This is a genomic window from Bradyrhizobium sp. 142, assembly GCF_023074015.1.
GTDB lineage: Bacteria > Pseudomonadota > Alphaproteobacteria > Rhizobiales > Xanthobacteraceae > Bradyrhizobium.
Window position 1 is genome coordinate 35,806 of the sequence record NZ_JADPKQ010000165.1, and the last position, 26,306, is coordinate 62,111.

Annotated in this window: 23 protein-coding genes; 13 read left to right on the plus strand and 10 right to left on the minus strand. The window is 60.0% G+C overall.

Annotated elements, in window-relative coordinates; translation table 11 throughout:
- Positions 1 to 69 precede the first annotated feature (69 nt).
- From IVA82_RS15195 to IVA82_RS15205, 3 genes are read right to left on the minus strand one after another with little or no spacing between them, the layout of a single operon-like run.
- On the minus strand, positions 70 to 1,080 hold the full coding sequence (locus tag IVA82_RS15195) for a transketolase family protein (protein WP_247493387.1): 1,011 nt from the start codon (positions 1,078 to 1,080) through the stop codon (positions 70 to 72).
- The gene (locus IVA82_RS15200; RefSeq protein WP_247493388.1) at positions 1,077 to 1,928 is read right to left on the minus strand and encodes a transketolase; all 852 of its coding nucleotides are present in this window, start codon (positions 1,926 to 1,928) and stop codon (positions 1,077 to 1,079) included. The genes IVA82_RS15195 and IVA82_RS15200 overlap by 4 nt, the downstream gene beginning before the upstream one ends.
- 23 nt (positions 1,929 to 1,951) lie before the next feature.
- A complete protein-coding gene (locus tag IVA82_RS15205; protein WP_247493389.1) occupies positions 1,952 to 2,701 on the minus strand; it encodes a glucose 1-dehydrogenase in 750 nt (249 codons plus the stop codon).
- 111 nt (positions 2,702 to 2,812) lie between these two features.
- Between IVA82_RS15205 and IVA82_RS15210 the strand changes: the two genes are divergently transcribed.
- Positions 2,813 to 3,730 (plus strand): LysR substrate-binding domain-containing protein, encoded by a 918-nt coding sequence (locus tag IVA82_RS15210; RefSeq protein WP_247493390.1) that lies wholly within the window; start codon positions 2,813 to 2,815, stop codon positions 3,728 to 3,730.
- Positions 3,731 to 4,655: 925 nt separating this feature from the next.
- Here the strand turns inward: IVA82_RS15210 and IVA82_RS15215 are convergent.
- Positions 4,656 to 5,321, minus strand: a complete 666-nt coding sequence (locus tag IVA82_RS15215) for an IclR family transcriptional regulator (RefSeq protein ID WP_247493391.1) — start codon at positions 5,319 to 5,321, stop codon at positions 4,656 to 4,658.
- Between the two features lie 185 nt (positions 5,322 to 5,506).
- On the opposite strand from IVA82_RS15215, the gene IVA82_RS15220 reads away from it, so the two are divergent.
- From IVA82_RS15220 to IVA82_RS15255, 8 genes are all read left to right on the plus strand, one after another.
- Positions 5,507 to 6,295 carry an ABC transporter ATP-binding protein gene (locus IVA82_RS15220; RefSeq protein ID WP_247384483.1) on the plus strand — a complete coding sequence of 263 codons (789 nt, stop codon included), beginning with the start codon at positions 5,507 to 5,509 and terminating at the stop codon, positions 6,293 to 6,295.
- Positions 6,279 to 7,052, plus strand: coding sequence for an ABC transporter permease (locus IVA82_RS15225; RefSeq protein ID WP_247493392.1), 774 nt, complete (start codon positions 6,279 to 6,281; stop codon positions 7,050 to 7,052). Before IVA82_RS15220 ends, IVA82_RS15225 begins: the two co-directional genes overlap by 17 nt.
- A 31-nt stretch (positions 7,053 to 7,083) precedes the next feature.
- Complete coding sequence (locus tag IVA82_RS15230) at positions 7,084 to 8,106, plus strand: ABC transporter substrate-binding protein (RefSeq protein WP_247493393.1); 1,023 nt, start codon at positions 7,084 to 7,086, stop codon at positions 8,104 to 8,106.
- 39 nt (positions 8,107 to 8,145) lie between these two features.
- A complete protein-coding gene (locus IVA82_RS15235) occupies positions 8,146 to 9,387 on the plus strand; it encodes a CoA transferase (RefSeq protein WP_247493394.1) in 1,242 nt (413 codons plus the stop codon).
- An 87-nt stretch (positions 9,388 to 9,474) separates the two neighbouring features.
- Positions 9,475 to 10,305, plus strand: coding sequence for a citryl-CoA lyase (locus IVA82_RS15240; RefSeq protein WP_247493395.1), 831 nt, complete (start codon positions 9,475 to 9,477; stop codon positions 10,303 to 10,305).
- Positions 10,305 to 11,201, plus strand: coding sequence for an SMP-30/gluconolactonase/LRE family protein (locus IVA82_RS15245; RefSeq protein WP_247493408.1), 897 nt, complete (start codon positions 10,305 to 10,307; stop codon positions 11,199 to 11,201). Before IVA82_RS15240 ends, IVA82_RS15245 begins: the two co-directional genes overlap by 1 nt.
- A 734-nt stretch (positions 11,202 to 11,935) precedes the next feature.
- Complete coding sequence (locus IVA82_RS15250; protein WP_247493396.1) at positions 11,936 to 13,483, plus strand: Fic family protein; 1,548 nt, start codon at positions 11,936 to 11,938, stop codon at positions 13,481 to 13,483.
- The gene (locus tag IVA82_RS15255) at positions 13,480 to 13,749 is read left to right on the plus strand and encodes a hypothetical protein (protein WP_247384473.1); all 270 of its coding nucleotides are present in this window, start codon (positions 13,480 to 13,482) and stop codon (positions 13,747 to 13,749) included. The genes IVA82_RS15250 and IVA82_RS15255 overlap by 4 nt, the downstream gene beginning before the upstream one ends.
- Positions 13,750 to 14,051: 302 nt before the next feature.
- On the opposite strand, the gene IVA82_RS15260 is transcribed toward IVA82_RS15255, so the two are convergent.
- The 5 genes from IVA82_RS15260 to IVA82_RS15280 all read right to left on the minus strand — a co-directional run bounded on the left by IVA82_RS15260 (position 14,052) and on the right by IVA82_RS15280 (position 19,941).
- Complete coding sequence (locus IVA82_RS15260; RefSeq protein ID WP_247493397.1) at positions 14,052 to 15,203, minus strand: hypothetical protein; 1,152 nt, start codon at positions 15,201 to 15,203, stop codon at positions 14,052 to 14,054.
- 64 nt (positions 15,204 to 15,267) lie between these two features.
- A complete protein-coding gene (locus IVA82_RS15265; protein ID WP_247384469.1) occupies positions 15,268 to 16,614 on the minus strand; it encodes an MFS transporter in 1,347 nt (448 codons plus the stop codon).
- Between the two features lie 122 nt (positions 16,615 to 16,736).
- Positions 16,737 to 17,522 carry an enoyl-CoA hydratase-related protein gene (locus IVA82_RS15270; RefSeq protein ID WP_247493398.1) on the minus strand — a complete coding sequence of 262 codons (786 nt, stop codon included), beginning with the start codon at positions 17,520 to 17,522 and terminating at the stop codon, positions 16,737 to 16,739.
- Between the two features lie 45 nt (positions 17,523 to 17,567).
- Positions 17,568 to 18,332 carry an enoyl-CoA hydratase/isomerase family protein gene (locus tag IVA82_RS15275; RefSeq protein WP_247493399.1) on the minus strand — a complete coding sequence of 255 codons (765 nt, stop codon included), beginning with the start codon at positions 18,330 to 18,332 and terminating at the stop codon, positions 17,568 to 17,570.
- A 13-nt stretch (positions 18,333 to 18,345) separates the two neighbouring features.
- Positions 18,346 to 19,941 (minus strand): CoA-transferase, encoded by a 1,596-nt coding sequence (locus tag IVA82_RS15280; protein ID WP_247493400.1) that lies wholly within the window; start codon positions 19,939 to 19,941, stop codon positions 18,346 to 18,348.
- 306 nt (positions 19,942 to 20,247) lie between these two features.
- Here IVA82_RS15280 and IVA82_RS15285 point away from each other — a divergent pair, with 306 nt between their 5' ends.
- The 4 genes from IVA82_RS15285 (at position 20,248) to IVA82_RS15300 (ending at position 25,203) form a co-directional block, all read left to right on the plus strand.
- On the plus strand, positions 20,248 to 21,297 hold the full coding sequence (locus IVA82_RS15285) for a LacI family DNA-binding transcriptional regulator (RefSeq protein ID WP_247493401.1): 1,050 nt from the start codon (positions 20,248 to 20,250) through the stop codon (positions 21,295 to 21,297).
- 336 nt (positions 21,298 to 21,633) lie between these two features.
- Positions 21,634 to 22,563 carry a dihydrodipicolinate synthase family protein gene (locus IVA82_RS15290; protein WP_247493402.1) on the plus strand — a complete coding sequence of 310 codons (930 nt, stop codon included), beginning with the start codon at positions 21,634 to 21,636 and terminating at the stop codon, positions 22,561 to 22,563.
- Between the two features lie 88 nt (positions 22,564 to 22,651).
- A complete protein-coding gene (locus IVA82_RS15295) occupies positions 22,652 to 24,127 on the plus strand; it encodes an aldehyde dehydrogenase family protein (RefSeq protein ID WP_247493403.1) in 1,476 nt (491 codons plus the stop codon).
- A 59-nt stretch (positions 24,128 to 24,186) separates the two neighbouring features.
- Positions 24,187 to 25,203 carry a LacI family DNA-binding transcriptional regulator gene (locus IVA82_RS15300; protein ID WP_247493404.1) on the plus strand — a complete coding sequence of 339 codons (1,017 nt, stop codon included), beginning with the start codon at positions 24,187 to 24,189 and terminating at the stop codon, positions 25,201 to 25,203.
- A 226-nt stretch (positions 25,204 to 25,429) separates the two neighbouring features.
- Here the strand turns inward: IVA82_RS15300 and IVA82_RS15305 are convergent.
- Positions 25,430 to 26,306 (minus strand): IS66 family transposase (locus IVA82_RS15305; RefSeq protein ID WP_247493405.1); only part of this gene is annotated, 877 nt, incomplete at its 5' end.

Genomic DNA, 26,306 nt, shown 5'->3' on the forward strand with positions numbered 1-26,306 from the left:
CCCCCGCAACATGCGACGGGCGTAGCTCCTCACTCGGGCTTGGATGGGTTGACGCTTAGTGCCGGTGCGCTAAAGCCACTGCTTGATCTGCCGTGCGACCTCTGCGGTGGAAATCCCGTAGCGGTCGTGCAGCGTCGGAAGTGCGCCAGCGTCAAGAAATTCGTCCGGCAATGCGATCTGGCGGAAAGGCGGATGGACGCCTGAACGCATCAGAAGTGTGGCAACCGCCTCGCCAAGACCGCCAATCGTTGTGTGGTTCTCGGCAACGACGACAAGGCGGCCCGACTTGCCAGCTTCACGCAAGATCGTCTCGGCGTCGAGCGGCTTGACGGTTGGAACATGCAGCACCGCAATATCGATATTGTCGTCCTTCAAGGTTTGCGCGGCCTCGAGCGCACGCATGGTCATGATGCCGGATGAGATGACCAGGACGTCCTTCGCGTCGCGGATCAGCTTGGCCTTGCCGAGCTCGAACTTGTAATCATATTCGTCCAGCACGACCGGCACCTGGCCGCGCAGCAGGCGCATGTAGACCGGCCCCTGATGCGCCGCGATGGCGGGCACCAGCTGCTCGATTTCGTGGGCATCGCAGGGATCGATGACCGTCATGTTCGGCATGGCGCGAAACAGCGCAAGATCCTCCGCGGCCTGATGACTCGGGCCGTAGCCCGAGGTCAGGCCCGGCAACGCGCAGACGATCTTCACGTTGCGGTCTTCCTCCGCGATCGTCTGGTGTATGAAATCGTAAGCCCGCCGCGACGCGAACACCGCGTAGGTTGTCGCGAATGGCATGAAGCCTTCGGCCGCTAGGCCGGAAGCGGCGCCGAACAGAAGCTGCTCGGCCATGCCCATCTGATAATAGCGGTCTGGAAATTCCTTCGCAAAGATGTGCAGGTCGGTGTACTTGCCAAGATCGGCCGTCATGCCGACCACATCAGGACGGCTGCGTGCGAGCTCAACGAGTGCGTGTCCAAAGGGCGCCGGCTTCGTCTTCTGTCCTTCGGCCGCGATCGATGCGATCATGGCGGAGGTCGTCAGGCGCGGCTTGCCCGGCTGCGGCGCTGATTTGACGGTCTTCATGCCTGCCTCCCGGCTTCCAGCGCGGCAAGCGCGAGCTGCCACTCGTGCTGCTCAACGCGGATGAAATGGCTCTTCTCGCGCTGCTCCAGGAAGGGAACGCCTTTCCCCATGAGCGTGTCGGCCACGATCATCCGCGGCTTGGGCTCGGGATTGGACTTGGCCGCGTTGAAGGCGGCAACCACGGCATCGAGATCGTTGCCATCAACGCGCTGCACGAACCAGCCAAAGGCCTGAAGCTTGTCCACCAGCGGCTCGAATGCCATGACCTGCGTGGAAGGGCCGTCCGCCTGCTGATTGTTGACGTCGACGATGCCGATCAGATTGTCCAGCTTGTAATGGCCCGCCGACTGGATGGCTTCCCAGACGGACCCTTCATCCAGTTCGCCATCAGAGAACAGCGTGTAGACCAGCGCCTCAGACTTCTTGCGCTTGAGGCCCAGCCCCATGCCGACCGCGATGCTAAGCCCAAGTCCGAGCGAGCCGCCCGACATTTCCATTCCGGGTGTGTAGGAGGCCATGCCCGACATCGGCAGTCGGCTCTCGTCGCTGCCATAAGTTTCGAGCTCTTCCTCGGGCACAATCCCTGCCTCGATCAGCGCTGCGTAGAGCGCGATGGCGTAGTGCCCATTTGAGAGAAGGAAGCGGTCGCGTCCTTCCCAGGACGGATCTTCCGGCCGGTAGCGCATTGCGTGAAAGTAAGCCACGGCGAGAACGTCGGAGATGTCCAGCGCCTGTGCGATATAGCCTTGGCCCTGGACTTCACCCATGCGCAGGGCATTGCGGCGGATGTTATAAGCGTGGTCCGCCAGCTTGGGGGTGTTGGTAAGCGTCTTGCTCGGTGTTTCCATCGATTCGACCTTGTCTCGCTGGCTCAGTGGATGAGCATGCCGCCATTGACGTCAATCACGGCGCCGGTCACGTAGGCGGACAGATCCGAGGCCAGGAACGTGTAGATGCCGGCGACGTCTTCCGCCGTGCCGAGGCGATTGAGCGGAATGCCTTCCAGGATCTTCGCTCTCATCTCATCGGTCAGCTTCCCTGCCGTGATGTCAGTGCCGATCAGGCCGGGCGTGACGCAGTTGACGCGAATGCCGTCCGGACCGAACTCACGGGCCATCGCCTTGGCGAGACCAAGCACGCCGGCTTTCGCCGCGGAGTAGTGCGGGCCGCCAAAAATTCCACCGCCGCGCTGAGCCGAGACCGACGACATGCATGCAATCGATCCGGATTTCCGTGCGCGCATATGCGGGATCACGGCTTGGGAGAGGAACAGAACACCCTTCAGATTAACGTCCTGAATGCGATCCCAATCGGCCGCCGAAATCTCCAGGAACTTCACCGGCTGGGTGATGCCGGCATTGTTGATCAAAACATCAATGCCGCCAAAGGATTCGATCACGCGGTCGACCGCCTGCTCGCAGGACGATTTGTCGGCGACGTCGCACCCTAGTCCGATGTGGGAGTTTCCAAGCGATGCCGCAGCATCCGCCGCAGCGCTTGCGTCGATATCGAGAATAGCGACCCGAGCGCCCTCCGCCGCGAACCGCCGGGCGGTGGCAACCCCGATCCCGCGCGGCGAGGCCGCGCCCGAAATGATTGCCGTCTTACCGCTGAGCAGCATCAGTTCCTCCCACGAATTTATTCTTCCTTGGCAAGGCTAGGAATGACCCGCGGAGGGCGAACGGACAAGCGCACAGTTGTCACGGATCGATGAATCTGGTTCACTTATGAGATGCTGTCGAATATCCCTATATCGGCAATTCGCGCCTTCGAAGCTGCTGCCCGCACCGGATCGTTTCGCGATGCGGCGAATGAGCTTCACCTGACGCCAAGCGCCGTCAGTCACGCGATCCGCAAGCTGGAGGGCACGCTTCGCACAGTTCTGTTCGAGCGCAGTTCGCGGTCTGTGCGGCTCACGCCGGCCGGCGAGAACCTGATGCGTCACACGGGAGCGGCATTCGATCAGCTCCGCCGTGGCCTGGAGGAAGTCGCTGCGCGCGGGCCACAATTGGTGCGCGTCCATTCCGCGCCCAGCTTTGCCGCGCAATGGCTGGCGCCACGGCTTGCACAGTTTCTCGCCGCTTACCCGAAGCTGGAAGTTCGACTGGCTGCAAACACCGACTACGCACGCTTCAGCAACGATGATTTCGATATCGACATCGTCTACGGTCCGCCGCGCGCGGAAGGTGTCGAAATTATTCCTCTGCCGGAGGAGACGGTAACGCCGCTCTGCTCTCCCTCGCTCGCAAAATCGATACGAAAGGCTGCCGATCTCCTCGATCAGACGCTTATCCGTTCCGACGTGAAGCGGGTGCAGTGGCACCAATGGTTCACCGGGAATGGATTGGAAGCGCCTGCGCTTCACGGCATGAGATTCGACCGGAGCTTTCTTGCGATTGCGACCGCTGCGGAGGGATTGGGCGTGGCGCTGGAATCAACCCTCCTGGCCGAGCGCGAACTGGCGAGCGGACGATTGGTCGCTCCGCTGGCAGGACGCGCAAACGATGTCCGCTACGTCGGTCACCGCCTTATCTACCCGCGCGCCAGCCGACAAAGATCGGCGGTACGAGCCTTTGCAGATTGGCTCATGGCGCAACTCGGCGAAGAAGAGGCGGCACCACCGAGCGAACGCGATCGCAGAGAATCGTAGGCCGGCGCAGGAAATCGTGGAAAAGAGAGAGGGTGAAGCGCTCCGATGCGGAAATTTCCTTCGCCCTCTCGACGATCGCTGCGACCGCGAAGGCGTTCGGCGTGAACACGATACCGCCGAGATAACTCACTTTCTCCAGCTACGTCTCAGCGAGCACCTTGTTGGTCGTTCAAGGCCGATCTGGCGCGCCTTGATGCATCCGTGAGAGCATGGTGCTCACGGATGGCTTCCCGCAGTGCGAGCCATCGCTCAATGGGCAACGGAAGCCAATCGCTCACTCGACGCGAAGAACTCACCTGTGAGCGGCCGCGCGCGCTTCACGGCAGCTCGCCAGCGTTCGCCTTCCGTTGCCTGGCGCCGTTCGCGGAAACGCTCAAAAGGAAGAACCACATCTCACTCCTCAGGTCTAGTCAGCGCGGAGCGCCTCAATCCTTCGCTTGGCGAGGCGGACATCGCGCTCAGGATGCAACCGTCCGATGAAATGATCTGATCGCGGTGGACGAAGTTCTGGTTCCGATCGGCGCCTATGCGAGCAGCGGTTACGTGCGGCGACCACAGGCAACATACGATTTCCGGGACGTCGACTGGGTCGCGTAGGCAGGCCAGCACGAGATGGCGAGCCCGAATCCAGAGCTCGCGGCCAGGATCCCGGACTTTCGTCCCGCTTTCACGTCACTCGATTACACCGTGCTGGTCGTGGCCGGTCAGGCCCGTCTCGGCGCGATGATCCTTTCTAAAGACCTCCCATCGGCTCACACGTCCGGGTGTGCTCGAGGCGCTCAAGCTCCAGCTTCCGACCGCAATCCGCGCACCACTCGCGATCATCCGCGAGTGGATTGAACCAGATTACCGCCAATAGTGCGAAATGGTCCAAAAATCGTTTTTGCCAAGCCATGGAGCGGGGGACTGGGAGCGCAACGCGCGGTCACGCCTCGCTTGCGGGTAGCAAGCCAACAAGCGCCTGCGCTTCCAACTTGAGCGATGTCAGCGCGAGCTTTTGCGCCCGTGCGTCGAAACGGCTTCGGATGGCTGATACCGATAATGCGCCGCGTAACTTGCCCTGGCCATCGAGTACAGGAACCGCAGCAGCAGCAACCTCCGGATCGCGCTCGCCGAGCGAGACGTAATAACCCTGGGCCAGCACTTTCTTCCGGCTCGCGCCGATGCCTTCTCCATAGGCGGCGAGCACATGCCCCGCCGCGCCGCGATTGAGTGGCAGTCGTTGCCCCTCGTCGAGATGATGCCTCACGGCGCGCGGCGAGTTCACGCGGTAAAGGCAGATGCGCTGGTTGCCGTCGCGGATATAGAACGACGCGGTTTCACCGGTGGCATCGACCAGCCGGTGCAACGTTGGCCGAACGAGATCGCCGAGATCCAGGCTCTGGCGATACAGCGTCCCGAGCCTCCATAGCTCTGGACCGGGACGGTACAGCCGGTCATCGCCGCGTGTCACGAAACCGCCCTCTTCCAGCGTCGCCGTGAGCCGCAGCACGGTGCTCTTGTAGAGATCGGTCGCCGTCGCGAGCTCGGTCAGGGTCATTTCGCGGCGCTCAGGCCCGAATGCCTTGAGAATGGCGAGCGCGCGCGCCACCGCATCCACACCGATTCTGGCCATTCGTATCCTGTTCTGTCCTACAGAACTACTGTCTGCTGGTATCGAGAAAGGCAACTGATCAAGCTGTCAAGCCGTTCTTTGTAACAGAACAGACTTGACTCGGGGGCACGCTGATGGTTTGAGGGTTGCGCACAACAGAATAAGTTCTATGGAGCGAAACAATGGAAGGGCGCGCGGCTGCCGTTGATTTGCGCGACGTGATGATCCGCTTCGGCGATTTCACTGCGGTCAAGAGCATGAACCTGACGGTCGGCGAGACCGAGTTCGTCGCGGTGGTCGGCCCGACCGGCTGCGGCAAGTCCACCATCCTCAACACTGTCACCGGGCTGCTGAAGCCCGCCGCCGGCGACGTGCGCATTTTCGGCAAGCCGCTCGCCGGGCTGAACGATCAATCCGGCTACATGCTGCAGCAGGAGGGACTGCTGCCCTGGAAGACCGCGCAGGACAACGTTGGCCTGGGCCTCGTTTTTCAGGGGAAGTCGGTTGAGAAAGCGCGCGAGTGCGCGCGGCCGTGGCTCGCCAAGGTCGGGCTGAAGGGATTCGAGGAACGCTACCCGCATCAGCTCTCCGGTGGCCAGCGCAAGCGGGTGGCGATGGCCCAGACGCTGATCATGGAGCCCCGCATCGTGCTGATGGACGAGCCGTTCTCGGCGCTCGACGTCCACACCCGCCGCCTGATGCACCGCATCCTGCTCGATCTCTGGCAGGCCGACCGCCGCTCGCTGATCTTCATCACTCACGATCTCGACGAGGCGATCACGCTCGCAGACCGCGTCGTCGTGATGTCCGCGGGGCCCGCGAGCCATATGGTTGGCAACGTCAGGATCCCCCTCGCCCGGCCGCGCGACGTCTCGGTCCTACAGACCACCGACGAATTCGTCGCCCTTTACCGCGAGATCTGGTCGCTGCTCGGCGCCGAAGTGGAGAAGAGCTATGCAACGCAGAAGTAAGGTCGTCCTCACTCAGGCCGCGATCGTGCTCGCGCTGCTGCTGACGTGGGAGCTCGGCATGCGCGCCGGCCTGGTCGATCCCTTCTTCTTCCCGGCGCCGTCGGCCCTGATCGCACGGATGAGGGAGTGGATGTCGACCTCCGACTTCTGGACTGACGTCGGCATCACGCTGCTCGAGACCGTGCTGTCCTTCGCGGTCGGTATCGCGATCGGCACCGCGTTCGGCATCTGGCTTGGCCTCAGCCCATTCGCCGCGGAGGTGGTGCAGCCGTTCATCAAGATGTTCAATGCGATCCCGCGCATCCTGCTCGGGCCCATCTTCGTGATCTGGTTCGGCCTCGGCCTGACCTCGAAGGTCGCGCTCGGCGTCACGCTCGTCCTGTTCGTCGCTTTTTTCAATACTTTCCAGGGCGTGCGCGAGGTCAACCCGGTGGTGCTGGCTAACGCGCGGCTGTTGCGCGCGTCGAAATCCTCGCTGCTGCGCCACGTCTATCTGCCCTCGGCCACGACCTGGATCCTGTCGAGCCTCCGCGTCTCAGTCGGCATGGCCGTAATGGGCGCGGTGGTCGCCGAATATCTTGGCTCGTCCGCCGGCCTCGGGCACCTGATTGCACAGGCCGAAGGCGTGCTCGACGCCACCGGTGTGTTCGCGGGCATCGTCGTGCTCTCTGTCTTCGTCGTGGCACTCGACGCCTTGGTCGACCGCGTCGAACGCCACCTGCTGGTCTGGCGCCCCGCTCCCGACCACGAAACCTGATTTGCACGACAGCTTCACGGGAGAAACTACTATGCGTTCCTTGACTCGGCTGATGCTTGGTATGACCGTCGCCGGCCTCTCGGTGGCATCCGCTCATGCGGTGGAGCCTGAGAAGACGAAGCTGAAAATCGCCGTCGGCTCCCAGATCCTCAACTACATGTCGCTTGAGCTCGGTGTGACGCTCGGAAACTTCAAGCAGGAAGGTCTCGACGTCACGGTCGAGAATTTCCAAGCCGGCGGCTCGAAAGCACTGCAGGCGCTGATCGGCGGCTCGGTCGACGGCACTGTCGGCTTCTACGACCACACCATCCAGATGCAGGCTCAAGGCAAGATAATTTCCTGCGTCTTCTTGCTCAACGACATTCCGGGCGTGCTCATGGGGGTGCGCAGCGACCTCGCCGACAAGGTCAAGACCGGCGCCGACCTGAAGGGGTTGAAGCTCGGCATCACCGCGCCGGGTTCGTCGACGGACACCATGGCGCGTTACTACATGAAGAAAGCCGGTCTCGGCCCGCGCGACGTCAACATCATTGCAGTCGGCAGCGGGGCACCGGGAATGGTCGCGTTGGAGGCCAAGAACATCGACGCGCTGGTCTACTTCGACCCGATCGCCACGATGCTCGCGCGCAAGAAGGCGGCCGTACCGCTGTTCGACGCACGCACCCACGAAGGCTCGAAGCAGGCGTTCGGCGGCGTCTACCCGACCGCCTGCCTCTATTTGCAGCAATCCTTCATCGACAAGAATCCGGAGACTGTGCAACGGCTCGTTAACGCGTTGCTGAAAACTCATCGATGGATCAATTCAGTGCCGCTCGAACAATTGGTCGAGTCGATCCCCGCCGGCTACAAGACCGAGAACACCGAGGTCAACATCGAGATCCTCAAGGCATCGAAGCATCTGTTCTCGCAGACCGGATTGATGGACCCGGAATCGGCCAAGGTGCCGCTCGCCGTGCTGAGCGATTACGATCCCAAGACCGCCGCAGCGAAGATCGATCTCTCCAAGACCTTTACCAACAAGTTCGTTGAGCAGGCGGCACAGCAATTGAAGTGACTACGCGCTGCGTTCGCCTGACCTTTCGGAGTTGATCAGATGTCCCTGCCGCTATCGGGCCTTCGTGTCCTCGATCTGTCGAACGTGCTCGCCGGTCCGTTCTGCGGCTATCACCTCGCCCGCCTCGGCGCCGAGGTGATTAAGATCGAGAATCCCAAAGGCGGCGATCTTGCACGCCGGCTCGGGGCCGACCCGAAAATGTCCGACCGGCTGCAGGGACTGTCCTTTGTCGCCGTCAACGCCGGTAAGCAATCGATTGCGATCGACCTAAAGTCGAAGGACGGCAAGCAGATTTTCCTGCGCCTCGTCGCCACTGCGGATGTCTTGCTGGAGAACTTCCGGCCCAAAGTTATGGAGCGGCTTGGACTCAGCTTTGCGACGCTAGCGAAGCACAATCCGCGTCTGGTCTATTGTGCGATTTCCGGCTTCGGGCAGACCGGCCCCTGGGCTGGACGCCCAGCTTACGATCAGATCGTGCAGGGCCTGTCCGGCGCGATGAGCGTGACCGGCGACACCCGCTCGGCGCCCCTGCGCACGGGCTTTCCGATCTCCGATACCATCGCGGGCCTGACCGCGGCATTCGCCATTGCCTCGGCGTTGATTGAGCAACGCCAGACCGGCCGCGGCCGGTTCATCGACGTATCGCTGCTGGAATCCACGATTGCCGCGATGGGATGGGTGGTTTCGAACCATCTCAACGCCGACGTCACCCCGCAGCCGATGGGGAACGAGAACTTCACCGCCGCGCCATCGGGCACTTTTAGGACCGCGACCGGGCCGCTCAACATCGCCGCAAACGAGCAGAAGCAATATCAGACGCTTTGCGACCTGATCGGTCGGCCGGACCTCAAATCCGATCCGCGCTTCGCCGAACGTCAGACCCGCAAGACCCATCGCGGCGCGCTCACGGACGAACTGAACCGCGCGCTTGCAGCAAAGCCTGCCGAGGAGTGGGAGGCACAGTTCAATGCGGCTGGCGTACCGGCCGGATGCGTGCTCACGGTCCCCGAGATTCTGACCGAGGCGCAGGTCGTCGGAAGACATTTCATCGAAACACTGCCGGCGACGCGGAGCGACGGCAAGGCCTTGCGCGTGGCGCGACCGGGCTTTCGCTTCGAAGAGGACTTTCCTCCGCCGCCTGCACCACCCGCGCTCGGCGCCGATACTGTGCACTGGATGACACAGCTCGGCTATTCGGAACGGGAGATTGACCAGTTCGTCGCGAACGGAGCCATCGGCGTGGCACCGATCGCGGCGGCCGTTTCGACGCGAAGCGCCTAAACTATGGCGATGCCTGAGAAGAATAATCTCAATGAGCCGTGGCTACTAGCCGACTAAGACGATAAGCCGGAAAATGGGGACCTAACGATGACCGATGCTTCCACATTGGAACTGGCTGCCGCGCAATGGTGGCGGACCTCGATCTGCGACATTTCCCCGGGGCGCATCGCCTATCGCGGCTATGACATCGAGGAATTGATCGGCGGTATCTCGTTCCCGGCGATGATCTGGCTGATGCTGCGTGGCGAACTGCCGACGCCGCAACAGGAGAAGCTGTTGCAGGCCGCACTCGTCGCATCCGTCGACCACGGGCCGCATGCGCCGTCGATCGCGATCGCGCAGATGGCGGTGAGCTGTGGGCTTCCGCTAAACGGCGCGATGGCGTCAGCGATCAACACGCTCGACAACGTCCATGGGGGCGCCGGCGAGCAGGCGATCGAGCTCTATGACGATGTGCTCCGCCGCAGCGAGGCACAGGAGATCGACGCAGCGGCGGCGGCCGCCGTCGACCACTTCACCGCGAGACGAAGCAAGTATCTGCCAGGGTTCGGCCATCGCTTCCATCCGGTCGATCCGCGCGCGGCGCCGCTTCTGGCGTTGGTGGACGCAGCGGTCGCAGACTGCAGTGTCGGCGGCCGCTATGCCAAGGCGGCGCGCGCGATCGAACGCCTGATGCAGCAGCGCAAGGGCAGGCTCATTCCGATGAACATCGATGGCGCCACCGCCGTCATCTATGGCGAACTCGGTTTCGCCGCGCCGCTGGCTCGCGGCATTTTCTGCCTATCGCGCGCAGTCGGTATCCTGTCCCATGCCTGGGAGCAGACCGCACGCAAGGACCGTAACAAGGGACCGATGCCCAAGCTGTTCGGTTACAAGTATGAGGGCCAGCAGCGCCGCCATCTGGACGTTACGCCGTGATGTATTTGGAGCAGCCACCGAAGCTCGTTCCTTCACGAGTGTTCTCGGCTATGCCGGACGAATTCCGTCGCCGGGGGGTGCGCTCCGCATGGGCGGATGCCAACAAGGGTGGCGCACCCGTCGACTGCTTCATCGAGGGGCCGGCGTTTGATCGCGACGGCAATCTCTACATCGTCGATATCCCGTTTGGACGCATCTTTCGGATTTCGCCGGACGGGACCTGGTCCCTCGTCGCCGAATATGACGGCTGGCCGAACGGTCTGAAGATTGCCGGTGACGGCCACATCCTGGTTGCCGATTACATGAACGGCTTGATGGAGGTCGATCCGCAATCAGGCGCAGTCCGGCCGCTGCTGCGGCATCGCAATTCGGAATCGTTCAAGGGATGCAACGATCTCCATATTGCATCGAATGGAGATATCTACTTCACCGATCAGGGACAGACCGGCCTGCATGATCCCACAGGCCGCCTCTATTGCCTGCGCCCGGATGGCCGACTGGATTGCCTGATCGCGAGTGGGCCAAGCCCCAATGGTCTCGTGCTCGATCGCGAAGAAGCGGTTCTCTTCGTGGCAATGACCCGCGACAATAGCATCTGGCGCGTTCCACTGACGAAGGACGGCGGAGTCGCGAAAGTCGGACGGTTCAGTTCGTTCTTCGGAACGAGCGGTCCTGACGGACTGACGTTTGATCCTAAGAGACACCACCTCTTCGTGGCCCATGCCTCGCTCGGCCATGTCTTTGTCATGCAAGCGAACGGCGAATGCGTTGCCCGCATCAAATCTTGTGCGGGCCCAACATGCACTAACGTCGCACTGAATTTAGCAGCCGACATGTTGGTGGTTACGGAGTCATCGACCGGTTCGGTGCTGATCGCAGATATTGGGACCATCTGACATTCTCTGCCGACTGTCCGGAGCCAAAAGCCATGTGCGCCCGTTCCAATGTGCTTTCGTTTCTCTGCGAAACGTTGCGCACCTTCTGGCGCATCCGCAGAGGCAGGCATCGCGTTCATGACCTCGAGGGTCTAGCGGAAGTGCCGTCTGGACGACTTGTCGAGGGACTATCGACCGAGATCGAAACGCTGTCCCGTCAAGACCAGGCCTGCCGGCTAGCCGAGCTAAGCGGACCCACCAGCATGACGCCACGCTTGCTCGTTCCGGTCTCACCGGTAACGGCATCTCTCTTGCGGTCAGGCTCGAAGCCGCGATTGACAGCATGTGGCCTCTGTCTTCTGGACGCCCGCGCCGATCTTTAAGAGCGGCAGCGCCTCCTGGTCGTCCCGTACGAGTGGCTGGACCGGGGTCGTCGCGGCGGTCATCGCAACGGGTCCGAATGCCAGGAGAATTCGCCTTCGTCGGACCATCGGGGAGACGACGCCGAACTTGATGAAAATGGTGGCGACACGAAAAGCAGAACGTCGGCGATCACCGGCGCCATGACGGGTTCCCATCCCGGACCGACCCTTGTCCGCCTGTTTATTGGTGGACGCGTTTTCCGTCGTTAGTGAAATATTTTCACGAGAATGGCATTGAGAGATTGTTTTTCACGTGGCATGATGTGATTTCGGAAATCGACGCCCTGAGTGACGAAAATTCGAGGACAGAAAGTGTTTTTCAGAGGAAAGTAAGTGAGCGCAGAATTTTCAGGGTCAGTGAATGTTTTTCACGATAGGCGATTGCCTGAGCCCGCTGTCCCGGCGGGTTATGCCGCGCTCATCGACGCTTACAAGCTGGCCGTGCCGGTCCCCTGTACCCTTTCGGCCATCGGAGTCAGGCACCGCATCATTGAACGGGATGGTTGGCGCATCTACACGCCTCGCCATGCTCCCCAGGCCTCGCTTGAGGGACACCTGACTTTTGCCCTCAAGAACGAAGGGGTCGATCTTTCCGTCCTGAAGCGGCTTTTCCTCGCCGTCAACGAGGGCGATATCGCTGAGCTTGTCCGGCAGAAGCCAACCGGCATTTACACGCGCCGCATCTGGTTTCTGTACGAGTGGTTGCTTGGCCGCGAGCTGAATCTGTCGCTTACAGACAAGGTCTCATATGTAGACGCCATCGATACCGATCTCCAGTTTGGAGGGGTTGGCAGGAATTCCGCCCGGCATCGCGTTCGCAACAACCTTCCCGGCACCCCGGAATTTTGTCCGCTCGTTTTCAAGACGCCTGCGCTGAACCAATTTATCGCGCAGAACTGGAAGGAGCGCGCGCGCGCTGTCGTCAGCGAAGTCCCGAAGGATTTGCTCGCGCGCACCGCCGCCTTTCTGCTGCTGAAAGATTCAAAGTCCAGTTACATCATCGAAGGAGAAAGGCCGCCTCAGGATCGCATTCAAAGATGGGGACGCGCCATCGGCGAGGCTGGACGCGCGCCGCTCGACGAGCAGGAGTTTTTGCGCCTGCAAGGCATCGTCATCGGAGACGAGCGTTTCGTGAAGCTCGGGTTCCGGCAGGAAGGAGGCTTCGTCGGAGAGCATGACCGCGATACACAGCGGCCTATCCCGGACCATATCAGCGCGAGGCATGAAGACATCGCCTTTCTTATGGCGGGATTGATCGCATTCGATCTCGCCGCCGAGAACGAGCTCGATCCCATTATCGCGGCGGCGGTGCTCGCCTTCGGCTTTGTTTATATCCATCCATTCGAGGATGGCAACGGACGCATCCATCGATATCTGATGCATCATGTCCTCGCGCGGCGCGGGTTTAATCCGGCTGGGGTCCATTTTCCAGTGTCGTCGGCGATTCTTGACCGGATCACCGAGTACAAAGGCGTGCTGGAAAGCTATTCCAGCAGGCTACTTCCGTGCGTTCAATGGGAAGCGACCCCAAAGAATAATGTGAAGGTTTTGAACGACACCGGGGATTTTTACCGCTTCTTCGACGCGACCCCGCATGCGGAATTTCTGTACGAATGTGTACGCCAGACGATTGAGCTGGACCTTCCGAATGAGACGAGCTTCCTTCGCAACTTCGATATGTTCCGATCCGGAGTCGAAAACATCATCGACATGCCCGAGCGAACGCTCAACAACTTGTTTGGCTTTCTGCGACAGAATCAAGGAAGACTTTCAAAGCGGGCACGAGAGAACGAATTTGCCGAGCTCACTCAAGATGAAGTTGCGAAAATTGAGCAATCGTACGCGGATTCATTCGGCCAAAGCGGAGCCGTAAGTGAGTGACGGCGCGTCTTGCTCAGACGCGGAAAGAGACGCAAAGCATCGTAGCGTCAAGCATTGCGTATTACGGCACATACTCGATTGACGAAAATACAAAAGTGATGGTGGTCAGCCTTGGGGCCAGCACCTACGCGAATATCGCGGCCATTCCCAATCAGAAAAGAACGATTACTTTGCTTGGGATCGGCACTCTCGACTCTGTGCGATACGGCATAGAGCGCCGCCGCGAGCAGGCTGACAATTATCGCCGCGACTCCGGCGCGGGATAACCGATGGCCTGCACGAGCACCCCGTCGGAGAGCGGCGCGATCGTGAAGCCCGACATGATCATGGCCGGGGTTGCAGCGACCGCGCGTCCGGCCGGCTCCAATGGCCAAACGGCCAAGGGGCGTCTCGCTTCATTGCATCGATCCGAGTCTCGACAGCCAGCCAACCGAGGCCGCAAAGCGATTGAGCCCGACGAAGAGGCATGTACCGATCAAGAATGAGGTTCGTCGCGTTGGGCGGCCCTGCCCTCAACCGCACCCGGAACATCGCCCTCGCTTTTGACGTAGCTATCTATTCCGTCCTACTAGATCCGCCCCGCAGACACGAGGCCGGTCAGGATCACAAGAGATTCAAACAGGTAGTAACTACCGAATATCAATTCTGCGTCATGCGCTGTGTCGATATCCCGCGCGACCGCTTTCCGGGTGAAGCATCCCCCAGTGAGCATTCCAGGCGGACGCTGGTCGTCAGGACCGACAGGCGTCAGATAACCCGAGACCAGCTGAGTGACGGTACGTTCCGCGAAGTCTCGGTACTTGGCGCCACCACTGGGGCCGAGTGCTGACGCAAGTCGCAGGGATGCTGCCGCAGCGATAGCAGTGGCCGCGGTATCCCTGTTGCTCGTCGGAATTGCCGGGTCATCAAAGTCCCAGTACGCAATGAGGGCCGCGGGAACGTGGTCGATCCACCAGTTCAGCACGCGCACGGCATATTCGCGCCACAAAGGCTCCTCTGGACGAACCATGGCAGCATGGGCGGTATAGAGCATCGCCCAAGCCTGCGCACGTCCCCAGGTGCTAACGTCGCTGTATCCCTTATGCGTATGCGTTCTCAGCACCCTCGCCGTTTGCGGGTCGAGCGTGGATGATTGGATCACCGAGTCGTCGGGGCGCACGTGGATTTCCAATACCCTCCGCATGTGGGCGTTGGCGACCTCCTCCATGTGCGAGTCGCTTAGCTGGTCCGCGGCCCAGTAAAGCAGGCCGGTGGCCTGGAGGGAGTCGATGCTGCTTTCGGCTGTCCCCACCGCGCTGGCTTCTTCGGCATCCTGGCCGAGAGGGATCAAGCCCAATTGTGGGTCGAACATCTCCTCCAGGGATCTAGCTGCCGTGAGCGCGGCATCACGTGCCGTTTCATCCCCGAAAAGGATACTTCCAAGCGCCGCACCGTGGTAGAAACCAAAGCCCTTGAATGCCGTCCGGCGCTGGGCACGAGGCAGCATGCGGGCCAGAGCTGCATGCGCGTCAGAAATGGGGAAGCGTCGCGGATCCGCCAAATGCGCTAGCCACAGTTCGCCGACGAAGGCTCCGCCAGTCCAATCACCATCGGGTGTGGATATCCATTTTCCATCCTCAGTACCGGCCCAATGCGGCAGGCCCACCGTGACAGCATCCCGCGTTTGCGCAATGCGATCCAGCATGCGCTGGCGTGCAGATGAGAAATTGCTTGTCGACATAATTTCTCCCAAGAAGATTCTGGGCTCCAGGCTGAGCCGAATTGCAGCTACAAGGGCTTTGTCATTAGTCGCCGATGTAGACGTGGCCGCGCTTCTTCGCGACGTGATAAACGACCACGCTCAGCACCGCGACCACCGATCCATAGACGGGAAATATCCAGGCCATATTCGCGTGCTGCAACCACACCAGCAAATAGGGTGAGGTCCCGCCGAACAGTGATACCCCGAGCGCATACCCGACAGCGATGCCCGTCGTGCGCACCGCTCGTGGCATCAGCGTAGTTGCGATGAAGTTGTAGAGAGCCATGTTGAAGCCGACGATCGCGCCTCCGAACACCATCACAAAGAAGAACGTGGAAATGCTCTTCTCGGAGTAAACCAAAGTGAGAAAGAAGCACGCGACGAGCAGTAGCCGGAGCAGCGTGAATGCGCGCGAGGGGCGGACCCTGTCTGCGAAGGCGCCCACGAAGGGCGCTGCGACGATCCAGATCAGGCCCATGAGAGTCGTTATCCCGTACACCCAGGTGCTGTTCTCCTTGAACACGCCGTTGGCGAGGTTGGGCAAACCAGCATTCCACGCGTAGTTCGCGATCTGCACCGCTCCGACAACCAGGATGACGGCGAGCAGCGAAAGCCGTACGCTCCAGAGCGTCTTCCACACGTCGCCTGTGGTCTCCTGAGTGCGCGACAGTTCGTCGCGATGCATGACGTGCTTGATTAAGGTCTCTGGCAGTTTGCTACGCAAATAGATGATCAGCAGGCCGAGTACTCCGCCGACTGCAAAGGGCAGCCGCCAAGCCCATTCATGCATTGTCTCGGGAGCTACCGAGGCACTCACGAAAAAGGCGACCAAACTGGATGCGAAGACACCGAGCTGGATAAATGTGCCACCGATCAGACCAAGATATCGCCCCTCCTCGCCCGGCGGTGCAAGTTCGATCGCGATGGCGTTAGCGACACCCGCTTCAGCGCCGGTGGCGAGACCCTGGATGAGTCGGACGAGCAGCAGAATCACGGCCGCCGCGACGCCAAGCTCCTTGTAACCCGGCAAGACGGAAATCAGCAGCGAGCACAAGGCCATTGCGGTCACTGAGATCATCATCACTCGCTTGTGGCTGATGCGATCGGCAATCGGACCGAGTATCGCTGCTCCCAGCGGTCGCGCGAAGAAGCCCGCGCCGTACACGGCAAGTGCGGCGAGCAGCGACGTCGTCGGATCACTAGAGGGAAAGAAAAGCGGCGACAGAAATGAAGCCATCATTCCGTAGACGGTCCAGTCGTACCACTCCAAAGCTACGCCACCGCCCAAAGCTATGGTCATGCTCTTGGTGGCAACCTGCTTTTCATGCGGCGTGGCTAACGCCATGGTTTGCGAGGTGACTGGAGTGATGGGCTCGATAATAGTAGTCATTCATTCCCTCCGGTTCATTTTATGGTGAAAACGTTTACATTTTGGCGCGAGCAGCCCGCTCTGAATGCTCCCGCATGCGGCCGACCACTAAGTCATGGGGCGGCCTGAGTCGTGCCCCTCCGTCAACGTCCGCAGAATACCGCTGGCCGTTTTGCGACGAAGGCAGCCATGCCCTCCTTTTGATCGTCGGTGGTGAAGGCATACCGGATCGCGCGCCGCTCGATCGCCAAGCCGGCCGAAAGCGGGGTTTCATAGGCGGCTTGGATCGATTCCTTGACCAAGCGAGCAGCGATCGGCGCGTGATTCGAGATGACGCGAGCTATCGCCAGCGCCCGTCCGAGCAACTCTGACGCCGGCAGCATTTCAGATGCCAGTCCAGCAGCCACTGCTTGTTCCGCGCTAATTGGTTCACCCGTCAACATCATCTGCATAGCCAGCGATTTGCCGACAATCCGCGTCAACCGCTGCGTTGCGCCATCGCCAGGCATGATCCCGATCGTGATTTCCGGTTGCGCGAGTACGCTGTCTTCTGACACCAGCAGGATGTCAGCGAGCATCGCGAGCTCAAGGCCGCCACCCAGGCACACGCCTCGAACGGCCGCAATGAGCGGCTTAGGGAAGCCAGCGATGCTATCCCATGCATCCTGCCGTGTGGGATCGCTCAGCGCCTCGAAGCCGTCCTGCCGCATTTCCTTGATGTCAGCACCAGCGGAGAAGGTACTTTCATCGCCACTAAGAACTACGCATCGCACAGCCTCGTCGAGACGAGCTGCACGAAGCGCATCGGCAAGTTGACCCAACAGAGCCGCACTCAATGCGTTTCTTTGCCTTGGGCGATTGAGCCCCAGCAGGAGTATGGCTGGCTCAGGCCGCTGGACGAGGATGAGTGATTGTGTGGCGAGATTCATATCATTCCTTCGGGACCAAGACCCTTTTGTTCATGCACCCTGAGGCTAGGCGCCGGCCGTCTTCTTGGGAAGGAAGCGCTGCATATTCGCTCGTGCCGTCTCGTGAAGGATATCCTGAGCAAAGTAGCGGTTCGCCAAGTGATCCATGACTTCTGCCCTCGCTGTTACCGAAGTGGAGAAGAATTGTTTCGTGGTCAGCACGGCATGAGGCGGCATTGCCGCTAGGCCTTTGGCGTAGCGGAGCGACGCCTCGCGCGCAGTTTCAGTTGGGAGCGACTGAATGTCAGCCAGCCCCAACCGATGAGCCTCCACGCCATCGATCGGTGTCGGGCTCCAGCTCAAGGAGCGAGCCGCGAACGGTCCAACGCGTGCAGCTAAAGTGTCCAGTCCAAAGCCCGGCAACCAGCCTAAAGACACTTCTGGCAAATGCCAGCGCGCCAATGGAGCGGTTACGACAACGTCGCACGATGCTGCGAGCATGAAGCCGCCACCCAAAGCAAACCCATCGACAGCACAGATGACAGGCTTCCTGACAAGAGCGAGAGAGCGCACAAACGCGCCCAGTCGGCGGTTCAGATCAAACGTGCCGTTGATGTCGCCGGCCGAAAAGTCCTTAAGGTCTGCACCAGCCGAGAAACCGGGGCCGTTTCCAGCGAGCAATATCACGTTGACGTCTTTGTCGTTGGCCGCTCTGCTCATGGATTCAAGCAGATCTTTGAGCATGTCTTGGCCCAGAGCGTTACGTCGCTCTGGCCTGTTCATCGCCAGGATTTCGACCTTGTCCTCGTAATCTCTTGTAACGAACGTCACGATGGCTCCTCCCCTACGCCTGTCCGGCGCCATCGTGGAACCGCACCGCCAAATTCATCGGCTCATTCTTGAAAATCCTTGCGTCCATCAGCTTCAGGTCGGGCGACACGGCTATCTCGAATTCAATGTTCGGCAGCACGTGCTTTTCGAGTGATACGCCAGGCGCTACTTCGGTCAGCATCAGGCCGTTCGGCGTAAGCTTGAACACGGCACGCTCGGTAATGAATACGACCTCTTGCTGGCGCTCTTTTGCGAAAGCGCCACTGAAGGTGATTTGGTAGACGTCCTTCACCCATTTTTTGACCGTCCCCTCATTGGCAATGACGAGAGAGCCGCCTTCCGGGATCGCCTTCAAGCCGGACGCCGTGAGAGTGCCGGAGAAGACGACTTTTCGCGCGCCCTGACTGATGTTTATGAAGCCCCCAGGTCCTATGATCTTGTCGCCGAAGCGGCTGACGTTGACGTTGCCGTGTCGATCGACTTCCGCAGAAGACAGGAATGCGATATCGAGCCCGCCGCCATCGTAGAAATCGAACTGATCCGGTTGCGGTGCTATCATGTCGTAGTTCGTGCCGGCGCCCGCATCCTGTCCGGGTGCAGGAATGCCGCCAATCACTCCCTGCTCGGCTGTCAGTGTGACTGAGCGATATATTCCTTCTTCGGCGGCGACGACCGCAATCCCGTTCGAGATGCCATAGCCGATGTTGACGGTAGCTCCGGGGGTCAACTCAAGCGCCGCGCGACGCGCGATCACCTTTCTCACGTCGAACGGCTGCGAGGCGAATTTGCCATCCGGTACGCGCATTTTGCCCGCATAGGCTGGGCTATACTCCGTCGCATATGTCTGTCGCTGATTGGGATCGACGACGAGGTAATCGACCAGAACTCCAGGTATTCTTACTTCTCGTTGATTTAGCGTATCGGATGCGGCTAGCCGCTTGACCTGGACAATGACTATTCCACCTGAGCGGCGCGCTGCAGCCGCGATCGACATGCTTTCGCCGACATATGCCTCGTCCTCCAGGGAGATGTTTCCCTTCTCGTCCGCAATGCTGCCTCTCAGGATCGCGACCTGGATTGGGAAGGTCTTATAGAGCAGGTGCTCTTCTCCTTCGATATCGACAAGCGCAACCATATCCTCTTTGCTACACTCGCTTTGCTTGCAGCCCCCGATGCGGGGATCGGCGAATGTCCGCAGCCCGACCTTCGTGATTACACCGGAGCGCCCCGCTGCATTTTCACGGGCGAGCTGTGCCAAGACTCCCTGAGGGAGAGTGTACGCTTCAATTTCATTGGCCAACGCCCGCCGTCCAAGCGCAGGACAATTGTTCAAACCGCTCGCCACAACTCGACGAACCAGGCCCGGAGCAGCCAATTTGTTGAATCCGGTCGTGGCCCAATCGCCAATTGCCACCGTACCAACCAGCATCAAGTTCTTAGGAGATGCCTGCTCGGAATGAACGTCGCGGAGCGCGTCGATGATCAGCTCCGGGATGGCGACGCCAGCAGAACCACCGAAATAAACGCAATCACCATCGGAGATCAGCGATACGGCTTGCCTAGCCGTAATAATTGGCACCTGACCCGTTCGTTTGTCCTTCGCTTGCATGCCTTCTCCACTGCCAAATCGCCGGCTCATTGCTTCTGACCAGCCCAGCTTGCCTCGCACCGGAAGCCGTTGCCGCACGCGAGCGCATTGTGCACCGGGCGCCGAGATATGAAAAGGTTTACATCGGAGCCAGCAAGAGTGCAACAAAAAAGATAGGACACAGAGAAAAGTGATCATTACAGCCCAATATGAGGGCATTCTAGCGCGTTTTTTTTTGGTTCCGTTGAGCCGTCTGATATGGTAACGATTTCAGAACCGATCTGACGCGCAGCCTCTCAAAGCTGGCGGCGAGGAAGAAATAGGCTCATGGCTTTGGATAAAATGCCCCGTGTGGACCAAAAACAATCACCGACTGTCGTCGAAGTAGCCAAGCGGGCGGGCTGTTCTATCGCCACAGTTTCGCGTGTGTTGAATCGACCGGAAACCGTCGCGATCGATATGAGAGAGCGCATTTTGCGGGTCGTTGATGAGCTCGGGTACGTTCCCAACGGGTCGGCACGCGCGCTACGATCCTCGCGTTCCCGGCTGATTGGCTTGATAGTTCCGACTTTAGACAGTGCGATCTTCACTCGAATGCTGGAAGGCCTGGAGAGCCGGCTGGCGCCGGCGGGTGCGTCTCTGGTCTACTCTGCAACAGGCTACGATCTGGACCGCGAGATCCGCGTTGTACGTAATCTTATCGAAAAAGGCGTGGACGGCATTGTTCTCGTGGGCTCCTGCCATCGAAAAGAAACCCTCAAGCTGCTGCGTGAACACAAGGTAAGATTTGCAGTAACCTACGCGCTTTCGGAAGATGCCTCGATTCCCAGCATGGGTTTTGACAATCGCAGTGGCGGGGCTTTGGCAGCAAGCTACCTTGCAGACCTCGGTCACAAGAATCTCGGAGTCATTGCTGGTGTAACGCGCGAGAACGATCGTGCATCTGGTCGCCTTGAGGGCTTTCTGGCTATGGCTGAACGTCGTGGAATAGACCGCTCCAGCATTGTCGTTGTGGAATCCCCTTACGAATTCAGCCGTGGCCGAGCCGCAGCTAAAATCATTCTCAATCAAAATAGAAATGTAACGGCGATATTTTGCGGAAGCGACGTGCTTGCTGTCGGTGCTTTGCGCGGCTGCCAGGATGCAGGACTACGTGTACCTCAAGACATATCGATGATCGGTTTCGATAACCTCGATATCGCCGAATATCTCACTCCCGGCCTCACGACGGTTGACGTCCCGGCTCGTCTGATGGGCGAACAGGCAGCTAATTACTTTCTGGCAGACCGAAATTCGCTGGATATACACTCCAGAGTAGATCTCGAGACGCGGTTGATCGTTCGAGAATCAACTGCGCCCGCGAGAGATCGACAGTGACCGAAAGCGCATCCGCATATTGTCACGGGCTGATCTCCTCGCGGATCGGAATGCACGTGCCAACGAACTCGTCTGTCGAACGACAGTTGTTAGTGGTTTTGCGTTCCCTGTCGATGTTCGCGCCGAATGTTCAAAGCGCGGCCGAACCGTAGGAGAACTGACCGGCAATAGTCCGATCTCAGCCGGATAGTAATTTTTGGCAGGTGCTCCGTGACCACGACTGAGGCCCGTTCTTACATATTGTGCGAGCCATAGAACATTCGCGATACCGGATCGATGAACCCGATACAGCCGCTCATTCCTATGCTCCGCACCCTAGAAAAGAGATCCTGACCCATGCAAACCCATAAACGTGCGCCCTATAGTGGCTTGTTTCCCGTTGCGCCAACGCCATTCACCGACTCTGGAGATCTCGACCTTGAGGGGCAACGGCGCGTTCTGGATTGCATGATCGATCAGAAGGTCGACGGAATTTGCATCCTGGCCAACTATTCTGAACAGTTCCTGTTGTCTGATGAGGAACGCAGATTGCTGGTTGACCTCTGCCTATCACATGTGGCTGGCCGCAAGCCGGTCATGGTGACATGCAGCCATTTCAGCACTCGTATCGCGGTGGAGCGCGCACGTTACGCGGCCGAACGAGGCGCAAGCCTTCTCATGCTGATGCCGCCTTATCACGGCTCGGGTCTCAAGGCGGACGAAGCCCAAATGATCGAGCATTTCGCTCGTGTGGCCGATGCGGCAAGAATCCCGATTATGATTCAGGATGCGCCGCTCAGCGGCGTAACGCTCTCGGTATCTTTTCTCGTGCGGCTGGCACAACAGGTGCCGCTCGCAAACCATTTCAAGATCGAAGTGCCTTTTGCTGCGGCGAAGCTGCGCAATCTGATCGAGGCAGGAGGTGCTGCCATAGCGGGTCCGTTTGACGGAGAAGAAGCCATTACTATGATGGCAGATCTCGAAGCTGGCGCGACCGGGACGATGTCGAGCGCGTTGTGTCCCGATCTGTTGCGCGCCGTTTTCGATCATTATATGGCGGGTCGGAGCACGGAAGCGGCCGCCGCCTATGCAACAGTGCTGCCGTTGATCAACTACGAGAACCGTCAATGTGGCCTGCGCGCTGCCAAGAGCGTGATGAGGGAAGGCAACGTCATCAGATGTGACGCTGTGCGGCATCCCCTGGAGCAAATTCATCCCAAAACGACGGCCGGGCTGATTGAGCTTGCACGCGGGGTCAACCCGTTGGCCCTCCGCTGGGGGCGCTGAATCGTTCTGCTGAAGTGACTCACTCCGGCGATACGATGTGCGAGGCCGTATCTACCTGAAGAATTCAACCCGAGCTCAGAGCTTATCGATGACAAAGAACTATATTGCTGGCGAGTGGCTTCCCGCGGCAGAGGTCACCCCAAACATCAACCCGTCCAACACCAATGACGTTGTCGGTGAATATGCCCGCGCCTCGGCCACCGAGACTGAGCGTGCGATCGCCGCCGCTTTTGATGCTTTTCCGGCTTGGTCGCGCTCCTCCATTCAGACCCGGCATGACATCCTCAAGGCGGTTGGCGATGAGATCCAAGCTCGCAAGGACGAGCTCGGCCGCCTGCTCTCCCGCGAGGAGGGAAAGACCTTGCCGGAAGGCATCGGCGAGGTCGCGCGCGCTGGACAAATCTTCCATTTTTTTGCCGGTGAGTGCCTCCGGATGGCGGGCGAGAAGCTGCCATCGGTACGGCCATTCGTCGATGTGGAGATCACCCGCGAGCCGGTTGGCGTCATCGGGCTCATCACTCCCTGGAACTTTCCGATCGCGATTCCAGCCTGGAAGATCGCCCCAGCGCTTGCCTACGGCAACACCGTTGTGTTCAAGCCTGCCGAGCTCGTGCCGGGTTCGGCTCATGCGCTCTCCGAGATCATCGTACGCGCCGGAGTGCCGCCAGGTGTATTCAACCTCGTCATGGGCCGCGGCTCGGTGGTTGGCGAGGCGATGCTGAACAGCTCGAAAGTTTCAGCCATCTCCTTTACGGGCTCAGTGCCGACGGGGCGCAAGATCGCCCAGACGTGCATCACTTCTGAACCGATGAAGAAGCTTCAACTCGAGATGGGCGGCAAGAACCCTATGGTGGTCCTTGATGATGCCGATCTGGAGCTAGCAGTGGAATGCGCGGTGAACAGCGCCTTCTTCTCCACCGGCCAGCGCTGTACTGCCTCGTCGCGGCTAATTGTGACAGATGGCATCCACGATCGATTCGTGACCGCCATGCAGGAGCGGATGCAGGGGCTTGTCATTGACGATGCGTTGAAAGCCGGCACGCATGTCGGCCCGGTCGTCGACCAGAGCCAACTCGACCAGGACATGAAATATATCAGCATAGGCCAGGTGGAAGGCGCCAAGCTTGTCGCCGGGGGAAAGCTGCTGAAACGCGACGTGCCCGGATTCTATCTCGCGCCCGCTCTGCTCACGCAGGTGAGCAATGAGATGCGCGTGGAGCGCGAGGAGATTTTCGGGCCAGTGGCCAGCGTAATCCGGGCGAAGGACTATGACGCGGCGCTTGAACTCGCCAACAACACGCCATTCGGCCTGTCGTCGGGGATCTGCACCACGAGCCTGAAATACGCCGCCCACTTCAAGCGCAATGCAGAGGCCGGCATGGTGATGGTGAATCTGCCGACGGCCGGCGTGGACTATCACGTGCCGTTCGGCGGCCGCAAAGGCTCCAGTTATGGATCACGCGAGCAGGGCCGTTACGCGCAGGAATTCTATACAACGGTGAAGACCGCCTACACTTTCGACGGCAACGGTCCCTACGTCCACAAGACCAAGTCGACCGAGTAAGTGCGGCAACGCCGCAAATCCCGTTCCGTGTTGATCAAAGTCACGCCGGAGGCAGGCGTTTGAGTGGTCCAACAATCAGAGACATTGCGCGTGAGGCGAATGTCGGTACCGCAACCGTCGAGCGGGTTCTTAACGACCGTGGCGGCGTGAGGACCGAGCTTGCCGAAAGAGTCATCAAGGTTGCAAAGAAGCTAAAATACGGCGACCGGCGATTGAGGCCTCACAGCGGCATCATTCGGATTGAGGTGCTTCTCGTTCAGCCGGAGGCCGAAGTGTTTTATGCCGACCTCAACGCTACGTTCCAGAGAATTGCTGCCTCCCTGGACCCAACCATTTTGGTGCACCGGACGTTCGTTCGCGAGGACGATATCGCCGCCGTCGCCCAACATATTGCGAAGCCCCCTATTCGCCGAGCCGGCCTCATCGTTCTGGCTCCAGACCATCCTGAAATTACGGCCAGCATCCGCCAAGTCCGCCTGGCGGGCGTGGAAGTCGTGCAATTGCTGACGGGAAGCGCCGGCGACGATGTGCCCTATATCGGGATCGACAACTACGCGGCTGGCAGGACTGCCGCCTACTATATGTCGCGCATGTTGCGGGGAAGCAGCGGCACTTTGCTCGCCATGTGCCACAGCGGAGGCTACCGGGCGCATAGGGAGCGCATACGCGGCTTCTCGGATTATTTAGCGCAGCACACGAATGGCGATCACAATTTCGACCTCGTCATTTTTGGACATGACGACAATTTGCTTTCAGCAGAGAGGCTGACGGAAGCCTTGCGCGACAATCGCGTTATCGGACTGTACAGTGTGGGTGCCGGAAGAGAGGGCATCGCGGCGGCTTTGAACGCTCATCCTGCCAAGGTCTTTTGGATTGGGCACGCGCTTACTCAGAGCACTAAAAAATGTCTCCGGTCGGGTTTGATGGACATCTGTATCGACGGCGCGCCGGAAACCCAGGCGCGCCGCTCGCTTGATACGGTGCTTCGCCGTCTCGGGTTAATTGATGTGGACGTGAGCAACGCTCCTGTCCAGTTTCTCACCATCACCGCGCAGAATCTCTCGATCAGCGTCTGACAGTTGCGGCGATTTACTCCGCCGCAAAAGGAGGGGCTTTCGTGCGGCTGAAGGCTCGCTCGTCGCAAGCCACGGCACTGGCGAAAGAAAAAGGCCGCTGTTGGACCTGTCCAACAGCGGCTTAAGTCGAGGGAGGAAGCAGACGAGCCGTACGCATACGACGAAGACCGCCTGATTGACGCATGCGCGCGGGCACGGCGAGCTCTATGATGGCGTTGTATGAAGGTCAGGCGGCCTGCTGACCGGCGGGCTTGTCGGCTTGGCGCAGGAGCTTCCATTCCCAGGGCAGCAGTTCGTGCAGGTGCGAAGCGGGAAGATCGGCGATACGGGCGAGGACGTCGGCGAGCCAGGCCTTGGGATCGACGTCGTTGAGGCGACAGGTCGTGATCATCGTCAGCATGATGGCGGCACGGTCGGCGCCACGCTGGCTGCCGGCGAAGGTCCAGTTGCGCCTTCCCAAGGCGATGCCTCTCAATGCGCGCTCAGCACAATTGTTGGTCAAGCAGATCCTGCCATCGTCGAGGAAGCGGGCGAAGTCGTCCCAGCGCCTGAGCATGTAGTTGATCGGTTTCAGGACCTCGGAAGAGCGCGAGAGGTTTTCGCGCTCACGCAGCAACCAGACGTGCATGTCCTCGAGAAGCGGCTTGCTCTTTTCCTGGCGCACGGCGCGCCGCTCGTCGGCGCCGCGGCCGTTGATGGCGCGCTCGATCTCGAACAACGCATCGAGGCGTCTGACCGCCTCCAGCGCGATCGGAGAGACCGGTTTGCCCTTCTTACCTTCCCGAGCATTTTTCTCGATGTCAGCCAGCTCGAAGAAGCCCCGCCGCGCATGGGCCAGGCAAAACGCCGGCGTAATTGGCAGCACCTTCCTCTGCGGGTCGAACAGCGGCTCGAAGCCGTTGTAGCAATCGGCTTGCAGGATACCGGCGAAGGCGGCCAGATGCTTCTGGGGATGCTCGCCTCGTCGGTCGCTCGAGGCGTAATAGACCGCCGCCGGCGGCGCAGGCCCGGCGAAGGGCCGGTCATCCCGCACATAAGTCCAGATCCGCCCGGTCGTGCACTTGCCCTTCGCCAGGATACGGATGGTGGTGTCATCGCCATGA

Coding starts and splice junctions, on each gene's coding strand:
- IVA82_RS15205 (WP_247493389.1), bottom strand. CDS start 2,701: ATGCTGCTCAGCGGTAAGACGGCAATCATTTCGGGCGCGGCCTCGCCG.
- IVA82_RS15195 (WP_247493387.1), bottom strand. CDS start 1,080: ATGAAGACCGTCAAATCAGCGCCGCAGCCGGGCAAGCCGCGCCTGACG.
- IVA82_RS15210 (WP_247493390.1), top strand. CDS start 2,813: ATGCTGTCGAATATCCCTATATCGGCAATTCGCGCCTTCGAAGCTGCT.
- IVA82_RS15285 (WP_247493401.1), top strand. CDS start 20,248: ATGGCTTTGGATAAAATGCCCCGTGTGGACCAAAAACAATCACCGACT.
- IVA82_RS15265 (WP_247384469.1), bottom strand. CDS start 16,614: ATGACTACTATTATCGAGCCCATCACTCCAGTCACCTCGCAAACCATG.
- IVA82_RS15295 (WP_247493403.1), top strand. CDS start 22,652: ATGACAAAGAACTATATTGCTGGCGAGTGGCTTCCCGCGGCAGAGGTC.
- IVA82_RS15230 (WP_247493393.1), top strand. CDS start 7,084: ATGCGTTCCTTGACTCGGCTGATGCTTGGTATGACCGTCGCCGGCCTC.
- IVA82_RS15200 (WP_247493388.1), bottom strand. CDS start 1,928: ATGGAAACACCGAGCAAGACGCTTACCAACACCCCCAAGCTGGCGGAC.
- IVA82_RS15240 (WP_247493395.1), top strand. CDS start 9,475: ATGACCGATGCTTCCACATTGGAACTGGCTGCCGCGCAATGGTGGCGG.
- IVA82_RS15290 (WP_247493402.1), top strand. CDS start 21,634: ATGCAAACCCATAAACGTGCGCCCTATAGTGGCTTGTTTCCCGTTGCG.
- IVA82_RS15235 (WP_247493394.1), top strand. CDS start 8,146: ATGTCCCTGCCGCTATCGGGCCTTCGTGTCCTCGATCTGTCGAACGTG.
- IVA82_RS15270 (WP_247493398.1), bottom strand. CDS start 17,522: ATGAATCTCGCCACACAATCACTCATCCTCGTCCAGCGGCCTGAGCCA.
- IVA82_RS15280 (WP_247493400.1), bottom strand. CDS start 19,941: ATGCAAGCGAAGGACAAACGAACGGGTCAGGTGCCAATTATTACGGCT.
- IVA82_RS15245 (WP_247493408.1), top strand. CDS start 10,305: ATGTATTTGGAGCAGCCACCGAAGCTCGTTCCTTCACGAGTGTTCTCG.
- IVA82_RS15220 (WP_247384483.1), top strand. CDS start 5,507: ATGGAAGGGCGCGCGGCTGCCGTTGATTTGCGCGACGTGATGATCCGC.
- IVA82_RS15225 (WP_247493392.1), top strand. CDS start 6,279: ATGCAACGCAGAAGTAAGGTCGTCCTCACTCAGGCCGCGATCGTGCTC.
- IVA82_RS15260 (WP_247493397.1), bottom strand. CDS start 15,203: ATGTCGACAAGCAATTTCTCATCTGCACGCCAGCGCATGCTGGATCGC.